Genomic DNA, 14,714 nt, shown 5'->3' on the forward strand with positions numbered 1-14,714 from the left:
GTCGCCCCCCTCAGACCGGCAGCGCGTCGGTCAGGGCGCCGACACCGATCGACGAGACGTCGAGCAGCTTCGCGAGGCTGCCCGGGCGCGGCAGGTGCAGCAGCCGCAACGCCACGTCGAGGGTGTCCCGCCGCTGCGCGCTCTGCGAGAACGTCAGCGACTGCACCGCGAGGTCGGTCCGGATGGTCGCGGTGGTGATCAGCACCAGGCCGCTCTGCGTGCCGCCGGTGACCCGGGACAGCGCGGTGCCCTGCCTGCTGGACTCGGCGAGGTTCTCCAGCGCGACCTTCCAGGTGAAGCGCAACGGGCCGAGCAGGACGGCGCTCAGCGACAGCGAATCGTCGTGGCTGACCACCGCGACCCGCCGCCGGGTCCCGCCGACCTGCGGCACGAAGTACGCCGAGTCGATCGACAGCTGGGTCACCGCCCACAGCGGCACCGGCACGATGCCGTCGGAGAGCACGGCGCTCGGCGTGTGCAGGTACGGTTCGAAAAAGCTCATCGTGTTTCCCCTCCGCGGGGTCCGGTGCCCGGCTCGCGCAGCCGCTGCTGGATCTCGGTGAAGCTGGTGCGCAGGTCGGCGAAGTCGATCTTCAGGTCCAGCAGGCGCTGCTGCAGGTAGCTCAGCTCGCCACCGGCGTTGGTGACCACCCGGCGGACCCGGATGTCCGGGTGGTCGAGGATCGCGGCCGCCTTGGCCTGCCCTTCGGGCGTGGCGAGTTCCGCGGCGGACAAGCCCTTCAGCCGGTCCCGCGCCTTCGCGAGGCGGCCGATGGCTTCCGCCACCCCCGACGCTTCGCCGGTGAGCGGGTCCGGGACGTCCCGCACGCGCTTGGTCAGCTCGGCGACGTCCTTCTGGACGTTCTTGCCGATGTTCTCGACCAGGCTGGCGACTTCGCCGAGCCCGGACTGGGACAGCGTCTTGTTGTCGCAGAGCCAGATTTCCCGGCTGCCCTTGACGAGCACGATGAAGTCGGTGCCGCCCACGGTCACGCCGAGGTCCGGTGCCTTCAGCACGAGGACGTCCTTGCCCAGCTGGAACACCGCGGCGAACTCGCCGGCCAGGCCGCGGACGTGCTTGCTCATGATCACGTCGCGGACGTAGACGTCCAGCGGCACCAGGTCCGCGCCTTTGGCCTCGTCCCGCACCACCTTCTCCAGCCAGGCTCCGGCGAGTTCGTGCAGGTGGCTCGGGTTGCGGGTGCCGAGGTCCCGCAGCAGCGCGGAACCCCGCAGTGCCTCGGCGACCAGCCCGGCCGGCGGCAGCCCGAGCTCGGCGGCCTGGCGGTTCAGCTGCGCGGCCCGGGAGCGGGCGTCGGGCGAATCGCCGACGCCGGCTTCCACGGCCCGCCGTTCCGCCTCCCGCGCCCGGTTCAGCGCGATCAGCGCGCGTTCGAGGTCGGCCCGGTCGCCCGCGCCGAGCCCGTTTTCCGCGGCGAACCGGTCCATTTCCGCCGTGCGCCACGGCACCGGAACGCCCTGCGCCTGGCCGGGCCGTTCCTCGCCGAGGGCCATGGCCCGCACGAATTCGGGGTCGGCGGCCGCGACGCGGTCGAGCACCGCCCGCTCCCCCGTCGGCAGCACGTGGTAGGTGGCCTGCACCCGGGCGTCCGGCGGGCGGCTGCCGCGCAGGCCGCCGCCGAGCGCGTACGCCGTGTCGGGCGTGCGTGTCATGCCGATCGCCTCCGTCACCTGGGCCAGTTCCTGGTGCCCCAGTACGCCGTTCAGTTCCTCCAGCACCCGGATCACCGCCCCGGGCCGCCCTTCCAGCGCCGCGTCCACTGTGGACCGTCGAAGCTGCCGGGCGCGGCGCAGCGGCACGCGCAACGGTTCGGGCAGCGCGTCGATCCGCTGGTTCACGCGCCGGGTCGCCCACCGCGGCCCGGCCAGCGGCCGCGCCACCGGTTCCCGGGCGGACGCCTGGGCTTCGAGGTCCGCGAACGGGTCAGCCACCGGCTCCGGCGGCGCGTGCGGCGCGGCGCCGGGCGCTTCCGGGGCCGTGCGCAGCTGCCGCTGGGCCCAGACGTCCGGCGGGACCAGCTCCTTGCCGACCTGGCGCAGCCGTTCCAGCGCCGCGCGCAGCCCCGCCAGCTCCTCGGTCCGCAGCTTCGCGCGGAAGGCCTTCCGGTAGTAGCCGTCCACCTCGCGGCGCAGCCGGCCGACCCGCTCGACCGCCGCGCCCATCTCGTTCACGTACCGCGTACCGAGGTTTTCGAGGGCCCGCAGCACTGACCGGTCGAGGTGTTCGCCGACCAGCTTTTCGGGGATGCCGGCCGCCTTCGAGATGTTCTCGACCGCTTCGCGCAGCCGCGGGAACTCCCGCACGCGCGCGCTCACCCGCGCCGCGGCGGCGAGGTCGACGACGACGCGGTTGCCCGTCACGAGCCCGCCTCCGTGCTCGCGGCCACCGCGGCGGCCATCGTCCGCGCGGCGTGCCCGGCGATCCCGGCCTTCGGGACCGTGCCGTCGAGCCGGTAGTCGGCCGCCACGGACTCGGCGAATTCGCCGACCACCGCCGACAGCGCCAGGTTCAGCACGTACCCGGTGGTGAGCTGGGTGAGGAAGCTCTTGACGAACTGCTCCGCGGTGATGGTCGCGAGGTGTCCCGCCACCACCGCCAGCTCGCGCCGCAAGGTCGCCGCGGTGACCGCGGTCAGCTCGCCCTTGGCCAGCGCCCGCACGCTGGTGAGCGCGTCGCGCACGGTGGCAGGCAGTTCCGGTGCGATGGCGAGGAAGCCCTGCACCCACGCGGCGGCCACCTCCGCCTCCACCTGTGCGCGGGAGATGATGTCGTCCCCGCCGAGCAGCGACCGCTGCAGGTCGGCGTGCTCGTGCGCGGTGTGGATGCCTTCCGCGGCCTGGAACAGCCCGAGCACGAACGCGGCTTCGGGGAAGAACACGGCGAGCAGGGTGAAGCCGGCCAGCTCGAAGAACTCGCGGAACCGGGCCTTCGCGATCTCGTGCCCGGCCAGCGCGGCGAGGCCCTCGACGTAGATGTGCTCGTCGCCGAAGATCGACGCGCCGCTCTTGCCCTTGGTGAACATGCCCCGCAGCCGCTCGTCGGCCAGGTCGTGCACGCCGCTCAGCCGGGCGTGCAGCTCGGTGCTGTCGTCCCGCTCGAAGGCCGCCAGCCCGTACGCGACCATCCGGTCTTCGCGCGCTTCCCGAGTCTTCTCGCGGTTGGTCTGCTGGATTTCCGCCAGCACGGCGAAGAACTCGCGGTCGACGGCGTCGGTCACCACCCGCCCGGCGGCCTGCGCGCCCAGGCCGTCCAGCTGGCGCGCGGTGCGCAGCCGGCGCACCACGCCGGGGAGGTCGGCGAGCTTCTCCAGGAACGGATCTGTCAGCTGGGCGTTCGACCGCAGGTTCTTCACCTCGGCCTCCACCTCTTCGAGCGTGTGCCAGACGCCCTGGGCGTCCTGGATCCGGTACCCCGTGCGGAACGGGTCGCGGGCGGGGTCGGTCCGGCCGGGGAAGACCGGGGTGCGCACGACCTCGACCCCGTCCACCGACCGGTGGTTGTGCCCCGGCTCCGGCCCGATCCGGGCGGTGCCGTCGTTGATCGCCTTGGCGCGGCGCAGCTTCGCGAGCAGATCGGACAGTTCGGGTAGCTCGGCGAGCAGGACCGACAGCACGAGGCGGGTGGCGGGCAGCCAGTCCGTGCTCGCCAGCCGGCCGGCGATGTCGGTCGCGCTCTGCTCCAGGCGTTCCAGCAGCGCGTCCTGGCAGGCGGCGATGAACAGCGACGCGACCACCTTGCGGCGCAGCGGGAAGTAGTCGCGGTGCAGGTAGCCCGCCCACTCCGCGGCGTGCCCGGCCAGCGGGCAGGGCAGCTTCCGCGCCTTGTCGCGGGCGAGCACCGCCTTGGTGTAGGCGAAGAACAGGACGTTCACCGCTTCCAGGGCGGTCACGAGGTGGCGAAGCACGTCTTGGCGGGCTTGCGTGCCCACGAGCCACCCCAGGCCGTCGCTTCGCCGCGCGATGAGGGCGAGCGCGGCGAAGAGGAACGACCCGATGAACCGCGGCTGTGCCATGGAGAGTTCGGCGGTGATCGTGTCGATCAGGTCGCCGAACCCGCCCTCGTCCCAGTCGGACACCTCCAGTTCGTGCAGGTAGGGCCGGTCCGGGTCGGGGTTTTCGGCCGCGTCCGGGTCGTAGCGCAGCGGTTCGCAATCGGTGCCGTAGCGCGTGTCCCGCGCGTCGGGCACCTCCTCGGTGAGGACGAGCACCGGCAGCCCGGCCCGGTCGGCCAGCCCCGCCCGCCCGGCGAACCAGGCGATCGGGGTCCCGCCGGACCGGTACTCGTAGAGCGAGCCCTTCAGCCGGTACCGCTTGGCGCGGGCCGCCGCCCGCGCGGCGAGCCGGGGTCCGGGAACCTCCGGGGTCGCGGCGCGCCAGATCCGGACCAGTGCCGCGGTCAGCTCCTTGCGGAAGGCGTCCTCGTCGGTGGTTTCGGCCACGAGGTGGAACGAATCCGGGTGCCCCGCCGAATAGCCGGGCACTGCTTCCGCGTCCCGCCCGTCCGCCGGCAGCACGAACCGGTTCAGCTTGGTGCCCCACGCCACGCCGAAGGACCCGTCGCCGCCGGCGTCGACGAACAGCATCACCGCGGCACCGGCGGAGTCCGCCGCGACCACGAGCACGCGGGGCGGGCGGGTTTCCCCGCCGTACCGGACGGAGAGCGCGTCGAGCAGCTCGTCGCCGGTGGCGAACCGCCGCAACCGGGTGGTCGTGCGGACCGGCGCCGGGCCCGGGGCGGCCGGCGGCCGCAGCTTCGCGACCGCCGTCCGCACGGCGGCGTGCGCACTGGCTTCCAGGTGCGCGGCGGCCCACGCCGGCACCGGCGCGCCGAGGAACCGCACGCTGACGTCCGGTGCGCGGCCGGACCAGACCGCGCCGTCGAGCGCGTCGGCCCGGCCGGCCCGATCGGCGGTGCGGGCCGCCGCCGCGACGGCCGCCTCCCGCACCAGGTCCAGCACGTGGGTGTCCAGCGGATCACCGGTCAGGTCCAGCCGGATCCGCACCGGCATGCGCACGGTGGTCACGTCAGCCCTTCCAACGCCGCGGTCAGCCGGTCCAGAGCCGTGGTCACCAGCTGGTCCGGGTCGTACGGCGCGACCACGCGCACCTCGATCTCCACCGGGAACTGGAACACGAGCCCGTCCGGCCCGGACTCGTCACCCTCGGACGGCAGGATGACGCCGCTGCCGTCACCGGTGACCAGGTCGTCGAGCACGGTTTTCCCCTTCTACAGCGCCGACTGCAGCGGACCGGACGTCTTGGCGCCGCCGGCGTCGGTGGCGTCCACGTGCATCGAGAAGCCGGAGAACGTCGCCTGCGGCGCGCCGGCCACCGTCGCCGCCGTCGGCGCGGCGCTCGTGATGACGCACCGGCTGAGCACGATCGTGGAGAACGACCAGTCGTCGCCGCTGCGCTCCTGCATCGAGATGCTGAACTCGGTCGCGTTCAGCGCCAGCGACGTGAGCTGCGCGGTGGCCGGGCCGATCGCGTTGACCGTCAGCGAAAAGGTCAGCGAGTACGGCTGGACCACCACGCCGACGTGCGTGCGTTCGATGCTGTGCAGCGGCTCGGCCGTGGTGGCGAACGTCGGCGTGAACGACTGGATCGGCGAGATCTCGTGGTCCACGCCCTTGTCGTCGGTGTAGCGCACGGCGAGGCGGGTGTTCCAGCTGGTTTCGGGACTCGACATGGGGGCTCCTGGGTCAGAATTGCGGGGCGAGGGTCACGTTGAGCCGGTGCACGGCGGGCCCGTACGTGATGCTGATGAGGACGGACACCTGCCGGGTCTGGCGGGCGGTGACCACCTGGGCCCGTTCGGCGGCGCTGCGCGCGCTTTCCGGCAGCGCGAGGATCGCCAGCAACGGGATGCTGACCGAGAAGTCGTCGATCACCGCGCCCAGCTGCAGCGGGCCGAGGATGCCCTCCACCCGCACGCGCACGGCGGTCAGGCCGGCCTTGGTGATGCGCGCGTCCCCCACCGTGCCGATCAGCCCGGCCCGCAGCCGGAACTCGAGGTCGTCGAGCACCCGGCAGATGTCCACGTAGTTGCGGGCCGGGTCGGCCGAGAACGTGCCGCCGTCGGCCAGGAACAGCCCGGTTCCGGGCACCAGCGCCGGGTCGATCAGCGGGATGGCGCCCTGCCCGGCCAGCCCGGTGACCTCGGCGGGCACGTACTGCTGGGTGACCGGGATGGTGAAGCCGCGCACCTGCTTGAGCACGACGCTGGTGGCCGGGGCCTGGCCGGCGATCGCGCCCATCACGGCCGCGGCCGCGTCGGCGACCGGGTTCGGGCTCACCGTCTCCTCGGTGGTCGCGCCGCGGGCGGCGACGAGGATCATCCGGCCGGTCGCGCTCTTGAGCGCGCCGTAGGAGTTGGCCGCCAGCACGGTGTCCACGTAGGTCGCGCTCCGGGGCGTGGCCGGGTCGATCATCGCGACCGCCATCCGCCGGTTCCCCGCCGCGGACATGTTCTCCACGTGCTCGGCCAGCGCGCGCAGCCCGGTGGCGGGCGTGCCGCCGGTGGTCGCCGCGCCGACGTTCACCTCCCCGGCGAGGCAGACGAACGTGACGTCGTCCGCGGCCTCGAGCCCGGCGAGCGCGGCGGCGTAGTTGCCGGCCGCCGGCGTGCGGACGCCGTAGATCTTGGTGGGCCGCGGGTCCTGCGCGAGCACCAGGTCGAGGCTCCGGCTCAGCGCGGTCGCCGCGCCGGCCTTGCCGAACAGCGCGAGCGCGTCGGCGTGGCCGGTGACCACCAGCGGCGTCGACGCGGGCGCGGCGGCACCGTCGGCGTTGCCGACGACGGCGACCACGCCGGGCGAGCGTTGCGCGGCCGGGACCAGCGCGCTGGTGTCGATGACGACGTCGACAAAGGGGAAAGCCGGTTGCACGAGGGTGGCCATACCGATCTCCGTACGTGGTTCGGGCGTGGTCGATGCGCGTTTCGCGCGGGACTTGGTGGTCATGTGGGCTCCGTGGTGGTGAGGACGGCGACGCCCTGGCCGGCGAGCCAGCTCCGCGCGGCGCCCAGCCGGTCCGCCCGCCGCTGCTCCGGCGACGTCCCGGTCCGCGCGCCCGGCCAGCCGGGGTCGTCGAACGCCGTGGCGGGCACGACCCAGCAGACGAGCCGGTCGAACCGGCGTTCCGGCGCCCCGGGCGGGGCGTCGGCGACGGCGTAGCGGGCCGCCGCGAGCCGGGCGGCCGGCGTCGCCCGCAGCAGTTCCCGTGGACTCGCGTCCGCGGCCGCGGCGAGGAACGCCACGAGCACGGGCAGCGGGACCGGGGCCGGCGGCGGGTCCGCCCCCGGCGGGCCCATCGCCACGGTGGCGTCGAGCGCGACCGGACCGTCCACACCGGACTGTCGCGCGGTGACGTCCACAATGGTGCCGTCCAGCACCGCCGTGCGGACCACGACGGCACCGGTCCAGACCGCGTCGGCCGCGACGGGCGGTGCCTGCCCGGTGTCCCAGGAGGCGGCGACCTCCCACGGCACCGGTTCCCCGGTCCGGCGGAACTGGGCCATCGCGGATACCCTGGGGTCGAGCGGAACCGCGAGGTCGAACCGGTCGAAGACGGCCGTCACCGGCTCGGTCACGAGCGTCGGGTCGAGCTCGTAGGCCACGGTGCCGAGCGCGAGCAGCGCGTCGGCGGTCAGCACGGAAGCGCGGGCCGCCGGATCGGCGAGCCGCAGCACGATCTCGCTGGCGACGTCCATGGGCCCACCGTGGCAAGGCCGGTCGACAGCCCGTCGACAACCGGTCGACAGCACGGAAGTTGGGCCGAACGGCCCTGTATCCACACCGTCGCCCGGTCCTCCTGAGAGAGGTGGGGACGGACGACCCGAGCGGAACCAGTGCGGCTCAAGGACAGGCAAGACCGGAGTTCCGCGTGCTCGGCGCGTTCGAGGTACGGCTGCGCGGCCGGCCGCTCGACCTGGGCGGACCCCGCATCCGCACGCTGCTCGCGCTGCTGATCGCGAACGCCGGGCGGGTGACCGGAGTGGACACCATGGCGGACGCGTTGTGGGACGTGGACGCCACTCCCGGCACCCCGCGCACGGTCCGGACGTACATGTCACGCGTGCGCCGCTCGCTGGCCCCGGTCGCCGAAGCCCTCGGCGTGGCCGACCTGCTCGAGACCCGCGCGGCCGGCTACGCCCTGAAACTAGACCCGGCGCTCGTCGACGCCCGCGAGTTCGAAGCGCTGGTCACCGCCGGGCGAACCGCTTTGGTGGCAAGCGATCCCGTGACAGCGGCGGAGAAATTGTCACGCGGGCTCGCGCTGTGGCGCGGTGACGCCTACGAGGACTTCGCCGGCTCCACGGCGTTGCAGGCCGAAACGCGGCGGCTGCACGCCTTGCGGCTCGGCGCCGTCGAAGACCGCGTCGAGGCCGACCTCGCCACCGGCGCGGGCGAGACCCTGATCGGCGAACTGACGACGTTGAGCGAGCAGCACCCCGGCCACGAACGGCTGTGGGGACAGCTGATGACGGCGCTGTACCGCGCCGGGCGCCAGGCGGACGCGCTGGACGCGTTCACCCGCGCCCGGTCGGTGCTCGTCGGCCAGTTCGGTTTGGACCCGTCGCCGAGGCTGTCCGAAATACACCGGCGGATCCTCGACAACGATCCACGGTTGCTGCCCACCGCGACCGCGCCGGCACGGCCGGTGGTGGTGGCGGGCCGCAACGACCTGCCCGGCGACATCGCCGACTTCGCCGGCCGCGAACCGGAACTGTCCCGGCTGCTGTCGGTCCGGGACGGCGTCGCGCACACCGCGCCGACCGCCGTCGTGATCGAGGCGATCGACGGGATGGCCGGCATCGGCAAGACGACGCTGGCCATCCACGCGGCGCACCGGCTCGCCGGGCAGTACGGCGACGCGCAGCTGTTCATCGACCTGCACGGGCACACCACCGGCCAGGAACCGGTCACGCCGGCCGCGGCGCTGGACACCCTGCTGCGCGCGCTCGGCGTGGCGGCGGACCGGATCCCGCTCGACCCCGACGCCCGCGCGGCGCTGTGGCGCGCGGAGCTCGCCGGCCGGTCGATGCTCGTCGTGCTGGACAACGCCGCGGACGCCGCGCAGGTCCGGCCGTTGCTGCCGGGCAGCGCGCGCACGCTGCTGCTGATCACCAGCAGGCGGCGGCTGGTCGGGCTGGAGGCGGCGCACACGCTGTCGCTGGACGTGCTGCCGGAGCCGACCGCGGTCGAGCTGTTCGCGGGCATCGTCGGCGACGACCGGCCGGCCGCCGAAGCCGGCGCCGTCCGCGACGTCGTCGAGCTGTGCGGTCACCTCCCGCTGGCCATCCGCATCGCGGCGGCCCGGCTGCGCACGCGTCCCGCGTGGACTGTGGCGCACCTGGCCGACCGGCTGCGCCAGGCGGGGCGAGCGCTCGCCGAGCTGTCCGCGGGCGACCGCAGCGTCGCCGCGGCGTTCGCCTTGTCCTACGGCCACCTCGACGCGGCGCAGCAGCGCATGTTCCGGCTCCTGGGTCTGAACCCGGGCCCGGACATCGACGTCCCCGCCGCCGCGGCCCTCGCGGGCGTGGCGCCGGGCGAAGCCGAGTGGCTGCTGGAAAGCCTCGTCGACGACCACCTGCTCCAGCAGCCGGTGACCGGCCGCTTCCGCTTCCACGACCTGGTCCGCCAGCACGCCAACACCACCGCGCAGACCGACGAGCCCGAACCCGGCCGGCGCGCCGCGATGCGCCGCTTGGTCGGCTTTTATCTCCATACCGGCCACCGCGGCAGCCGCCTGCTCGACCAGCAGCACCCGCCGATCGACGTCGGAGAGCCACCGGAAGGCTGCGTCCCGGCCCCGCTCCCCGACGACGCGGCCGCGATGACGTGGTTCGACGTCAACCACCACTGCGTCCTGGCGGCCCGGCAGGCGGCCGAGGACAACGGGTGGGACACGTGCGTCTGGCAGCTGGCCTGGACGCTCGACAATTTTCATTACCGCCGCGGCCACCTGCAGGCCAACATCACGTCGTGGCTGGCGGGTTTGGCCGCCGCGGAACGCCTCGAGGACCTCGCGGTGCAGGCCCGCGCCCACCGCCGCCTCGGCCTCGTCTACGGCCCGTTCGGGCAGGCCGCAGAGGCGTTGCACCACCTGAACCGGTCATTGACGCTGGCCAAGGAAATCCGCGACACGCTCGGGCAGGCGGGCGTCCACTTCGTCCTGGCGCTGCACTGGACGCACGAGAAGGACGACGAGCGCGCGCTCGGCCACGCGACCAGCGCGCTCGAGCTGTACGGGGCTCTGGAAGACCGGAAGTGGGAGGCCCGCGCGTTCAGCCTGATCGGCGCGTGCCTGAGCCGTCTTGGCCGGCATGACGAGGCCCGCGGCCATGCGGAATCCGGGCTGGCGCTGTGCCGCGAGCGCGCGGACGTGTACGGCGAAGCCGACGCCCTCGACAGCCTCGCCACGATCGCGGCGGAGACCGGCCGGCCCGCGGAGGCGCTGGGCCAGTCCCACCAGGCGCTGTCGCTGTGGCGTCACCTCGACAACACCTACCGCCAAGCGGGCACGCTGGCGGCGATGGGCGACGCGCACCACGCGCTGGGGCACCCGGCTCAGGCGCGTGATGCGTGGCAGCGGTCGATCGACCTGTACCGGGCGCGGGGTTTGCACCCGGCGGCGGATGAGGTGGAGAAACGGGCGGCGAACTCGGGATGTGCGCGTGTGGCCCAGCGCCTTGAATGAGGCTCGCCGCCGGGTCGCGACCCCAAACCCGCAGCCTCCGCCCGCGACCACCGAAGCCCGACCGGCCGATCCCGCGCCGCCCAGCGTCCTGAATGAGTCATTCAGGTCTTCGGTGGTCCTGAATGACTCATTCAAGACCTCCGCCGCCGGGCCGCTTCCCGCCGCGGGCGTCGCGAATGACTCGTTCGGGACCACCAACGTCCCGAATGAGTCATTCGCGACCCCAAACCCACCACCCGCAGCCACCGGCCGCCGACCGCACCCGCGCCCCACGAAACGCCTTGAATGACTCATTCAGGTCCCCAGACGTCCTGAATGACTCATTCAAGACCCCGGCAACCCCATACCGCCGGGCAGACCAAGCCCGATCGGCAGTTCAGCCCAACTCCCTGCGGCGCCGGACCCAATTCGCCCACGATTCGTCGTCTGCTCGTATCAAGACGTCACACCTCTTACTCTCAGTGTTGTGGACGGCATCGACAGTCTCCGGCACGCCATCGAAACGATCCCCATCCCCGGCGCCCCGCCCCGGCTGTCGCGGCAGGGGGCCGCCGTCGGGCTCGCGCTGCTGGACACCTCCCTGCGGCTCAACCACGTGCGGCGGCTGACCGAGCGGCTGACCGTCGTCGAACACGGAACAGCTCGGCGCAGCACCGAAGTCGACGTCAGCCTCAAGCTCCTCGACGAAGGACAGCGCCAGGCCACCGCGCAGCTGCAGGACCTCATCGGGCAGGAACACGGCGGACGCGCCGCCGAGCGGCCGGCGCGGCAGCGGTCGCTGTGGGTGCCGCTGGCCCGGCTGCCGCGGCGGGACGTCTCCCCCATCGACGTCTTCGACAGCTCCGGCCAGAAGCTGCCGCGGCTCACGCAGCACGAGGCGTCGCGGCTGGTCGCCGCCGGGCTCTACCGGTTGCTGCGCGGGATCCTCGGCAGCGACGAGAACGCGCAGACCGCCAAGCACGAGCTGAACACCTTCCTGTTCCAGGTGCACGAACCGCGCTGGCTGATCCAGCAGGCACTGCTGACGCTGCTCACCGAGCGCAACCACCCGGAGGAGGAGTTCGCGCTGGCGCCGTCCGGCGGCACCGTTCCCGGGTACGGGCGGCAGTGCCGGGAGCTGGCGCTGGGCATCCTCGACGGCTGTGCCGAACTGCTGGTCGAGTACGCGTACCTGCTGAACGTCGCCGTCCGGGACTACATGCTCGTGGTGGCCCTCGACGACTCCGTGGAGGAACACCGGCTCAGCTACGAAACCCCGCTGCACGTCGACGCGCGGCAGCCCGTCGCCAAGGAGCAGTGGCGCCGGCTGGCCGCCAGCCGGCGCGGGTACGTCGTGAGCTACCAGACCATGATCCCGGCGACGCTCAAGTCCTACCACCTGGTGGCCCGGACCGCGCCGGAGGCCGAGATCTCGCGGATGTACCTGTCCACCGACGCCGACCAGCACCAGGTCGAAGGCCTCGCCGAGGACCTCGGGTCGCTCGCCGAACGGCAGGACGCCGCCCCGTTGCAGGAAGCCGACGGGGCCCGGCACAAGATCCTCGAGCTGCAGGCGCAGACCGTGCTGCGGCGGCTCGCGGACCTGCTGCGCCGCCGCAAGTGGGAGGCCGGCCAGTCCGGGGTCGAGCTTTCCCCGCGCAGCCTGCCCGCCTGCCACCGGCTCGCCGCCGCGGCCACCACGGGCGAGGCGGTGCGGACGGGGACCAACGAGCTGGACAACTCGCTGCGGCGGCACCCGGAGTTCACCGCCGCGAACCTGCGCGAGGCCGCGCGCGAGCTGACCGACCGGGAGTTCGGGCAGGACCTCGTGCTGGTCAACGGCATCGCCGACAACGAGGCGCGCGCGTACTGGCGCCGCTCCGGCGGCCGCGACCAGCGTGGCGACCACGTTCGCGTGCGCGCGACGCTCGTGCTCAAGGACTCCACGAAGTCCGGTCCGCTCAACGTGACGTTCTACGCGCTCGCCGTCGCGACGGTGTCGTTCGTGCTCGGCTGGCTGCTGGTGGGCAGCCCGTGGCCGTACGGCCGGGAGGCCACCGAAGCGCTCGGGCACATCGGTGACGGCCAGTCCGTGATCACGATGTTGCTGCTGCTGCCCGGTTTCCTCTACAGCCGCCTCTCGCTGCCGCCGCGCCGCACCGTGCTCGGCTACCTCGGGACGCTGCCGCAGGCGCTCGTCCAGCTGAGCATCGCGGCCATCGCCGGGTTCGCCGCGACCGTCGCGACGCAGAGCCGTGGCGAAGTCGTGCAGGTGGCGCTGACGGTCGCGGTCGCGCTGCCGGTGCTCGCCGCGCTCGTGCTGTTCGGGCAGGCGTCCTGGCGCGAATCGACGGTCCCGCTCTCGCGCATCGGGGCGCCGCGGTGGGCGGGCACCGGCGCCTGGGACCGCCGCCGGCCGCTGGAAGCCGACGTCCGGTTCGACTCTTCGGGGGGATGGTGAGGATGCGCGGTCAACGGGTCTCCGTGCGCAACGTCGCCGATCTGGCGCGCGCGGGTTTCGAAATCGCGCGGCAGCCGGTGACCAAAGTGGACTTCGAGGTGCACCACGCGCTGGCGCGCCACGGCTACCTGCGCGACCTGGTGACCGCGGACGCCGACAGCGCGGTCTTCCTGGAAACGCTCTGCTCGGCCACGAACGGCGCCGGCGTCGTGATCGGCACCCGCACCCGCAAGCCGCTGGACGGCACCGAGGTCGTCGAGCACGTCGACGGCCGGCAGCCGGCGGAACGCCCGGAGCAGCGCGACGGCGGCTGGGTGTTCCGCCAGACGACGTCACCCAACCCGACGTTCATCTACGAGTCCGAGCAGACCTTCGAGGGCCTGATCTCGATCGACCCGGCGGCCCGCGAAGTCTGCGAGTGGCACGGGCTCGCCGTCCGCGACCTGGTGCGGGAGATCTCCGACGCCGCGGCCGCCTTCATCGACGCGCCGCTGCTGTCGCTGCAGTGCCCGGCGCAGCTGCCGCTGGTCGTGAAGACCCGCAACCACGACCTGCGCACCCGCAAGGAGATCGCGTCGCCGTGCACGTCGCTGGCGGTCCGGTTCGCGATCGCGCTGCGGGACGTGTCCGCGGCCGCGCGGTTCGAGCTGGCCGACCGCTTCCGCGAGCTGTGCGAGAAGCACGGCTACAGCTTCTGGCTCGCCGACACGCGGCCGGGGCACCGGCAGGGCAACTGGTTCGAGGTCTACCACGCCGACGGCGAGTTTTCCCCGCTGTACAAGGGCGATCTCCGGTCCCGCCAGCGCATCGGCAGCTGCCTCCCGGTGACCTTCGTCGGCCCGGCCCGCATCGGCTCGACGCACGCGATCGTCTCGTTCCTGCAGCGCTACCCGCAGGTGGGCGTGGTCGGCTGCGCCGGCACGACGCTGTCCGACGTGGCGTTCGTCCACCTGCAGCTGTCGATCCACGGCGTGGCCGCGGACCGGCTGAACCGCATCCTGGCGAAGCTGCTCGGCGAGTCGTCGACCCCGGCCCGCCCGCAGAAGCTGCTGCGCGAGCTGTTCAAGCGCCTCGGCCTGCCCCCGGACCCCGACGACCCGGCCCCACCCGCCACCGACCCGACGGCCGACTACCAGACCTTCGCCGGCCCCGCGTTCACCTACCGCCCGTTCCAGATGCCGGACTGCCTGGCGGTGTGGGTGTCGTGGGAGATCGCCCGCCAGCACCAGGCACTGGCGGCGCCGCTGGATTGCCTGTACCGCGCACTGAGCCAGGTCGCGTCGGCGGGCGACCTGGCCACGGTGGAGTACCTCATCTGCCGCGCGACCGAGCAGTCGGTGATCCGCGGCAAGGCGAAGCTGGCGGTGCCGAAGTCGGTCCTGCGGCAGTTCGCTTCGGGCGGCACCGAGCTGCCGGCGTCGAAGCTGTGCGCGATGGTGGAGGAGGCGTGGAAGGCCCAGGTGGACCGGTCCGGAGTGGACGGCGTCAGCGAGCTGACGGTCGCGTGGCGCGAGTCCTGGCTCGGCCACTGGACGTACTCCTGACGCCTGCG

General features: G+C 73.2%; 10 protein-coding genes. 3 read left to right on the plus strand and 7 right to left on the minus strand.

The window, feature by feature from the left end:
• Positions 1-10: 10 nt before the first annotated feature.
• From H4696_RS12220 to H4696_RS12250, 7 genes are read right to left on the minus strand one after another with little or no spacing between them, the layout of a single operon-like run.
• On the minus strand, positions 11-502 hold the full coding sequence (locus tag H4696_RS12220; protein ID WP_086860178.1) for a hypothetical protein: 492 nt from the start codon (positions 500-502) through the stop codon (positions 11-13).
• Entirely contained in the window at positions 499-2,382 is a 1,884-nt protein-coding gene (locus H4696_RS12225; protein WP_192782263.1) for a hypothetical protein, read from the minus strand. The genes H4696_RS12220 and H4696_RS12225 overlap by 4 nt, the downstream gene beginning before the upstream one ends.
• The gene (locus H4696_RS12230; RefSeq protein ID WP_086861729.1) at positions 2,379-5,045 is read right to left on the minus strand and encodes a hypothetical protein; all 2,667 of its coding nucleotides are present in this window, start codon (positions 5,043-5,045) and stop codon (positions 2,379-2,381) included. Before H4696_RS12230 ends, H4696_RS12225 begins: the two co-directional genes overlap by 4 nt.
• Entirely contained in the window at positions 5,042-5,236 is a 195-nt protein-coding gene (locus H4696_RS12235; protein ID WP_086861730.1) for a hypothetical protein, read from the minus strand. Before H4696_RS12235 ends, H4696_RS12230 begins: the two co-directional genes overlap by 4 nt.
• 12 nt (positions 5,237-5,248) lie before the next feature.
• Positions 5,249-5,710, minus strand: coding sequence for a hypothetical protein (locus H4696_RS12240; RefSeq protein WP_086861731.1), 462 nt, complete (start codon positions 5,708-5,710; stop codon positions 5,249-5,251).
• Positions 5,711-5,723: 13 nt separating this feature from the next.
• Positions 5,724-6,920, minus strand: coding sequence for a hypothetical protein (locus tag H4696_RS12245; RefSeq protein WP_086861732.1), 1,197 nt, complete (start codon positions 6,918-6,920; stop codon positions 5,724-5,726).
• Positions 6,921-6,979: 59 nt separating this feature from the next.
• Positions 6,980-7,732, minus strand: coding sequence for a hypothetical protein (locus tag H4696_RS12250; RefSeq protein WP_192782264.1), 753 nt, complete (start codon positions 7,730-7,732; stop codon positions 6,980-6,982).
• A gap of 173 nt (positions 7,733-7,905) precedes the next feature.
• Between H4696_RS12250 and H4696_RS12255 the strand changes: the two genes are divergently transcribed.
• The 3 genes from H4696_RS12255 to H4696_RS12265 all read left to right on the plus strand — a co-directional run bounded on the left by H4696_RS12255 (position 7,906) and on the right by H4696_RS12265 (position 14,706).
• Positions 7,906-10,722, plus strand: a complete 2,817-nt coding sequence (locus H4696_RS12255) for an AfsR/SARP family transcriptional regulator (protein WP_249027202.1) — start codon at positions 7,906-7,908, stop codon at positions 10,720-10,722.
• 466 nt (positions 10,723-11,188) lie between these two features.
• A complete protein-coding gene (locus H4696_RS12260) occupies positions 11,189-13,162 on the plus strand; it encodes a hypothetical protein (protein WP_086864367.1) in 1,974 nt (657 codons plus the stop codon).
• A gap of 2 nt (positions 13,163-13,164) precedes the next feature.
• Entirely contained in the window at positions 13,165-14,706 is a 1,542-nt protein-coding gene (locus tag H4696_RS12265) for a hypothetical protein (protein ID WP_225955660.1), read from the plus strand.
• Positions 14,707-14,714 lie beyond the last annotated feature (8 nt).

The organism is Amycolatopsis lexingtonensis (assembly GCF_014873755.1).
Lineage (GTDB): Bacteria > Actinomycetota > Actinomycetes > Mycobacteriales > Pseudonocardiaceae > Amycolatopsis > Amycolatopsis lexingtonensis.

Excerpts from the sequence above, each read along its gene's own strand:
- H4696_RS12245 (WP_086861732.1), bottom strand. The coding sequence starts at position 6,920 with ATGGCCACCCTCGTGCAACCGGCTTTCCCCTTTGTCGACGTCGTCATC.
- H4696_RS12250 (WP_192782264.1), bottom strand. The coding sequence starts at position 7,732 with ATGGACGTCGCCAGCGAGATCGTGCTGCGGCTCGCCGATCCGGCGGCC.
- H4696_RS12220 (WP_086860178.1), bottom strand. The coding sequence starts at position 502 with ATGAGCTTTTTCGAACCGTACCTGCACACGCCGAGCGCCGTGCTCTCC.
- H4696_RS12240 (WP_086861731.1), bottom strand. The coding sequence starts at position 5,710 with ATGTCGAGTCCCGAAACCAGCTGGAACACCCGCCTCGCCGTGCGCTAC.
- H4696_RS12265 (WP_225955660.1), top strand. The coding sequence starts at position 13,165 with ATGCGCGGTCAACGGGTCTCCGTGCGCAACGTCGCCGATCTGGCGCGC.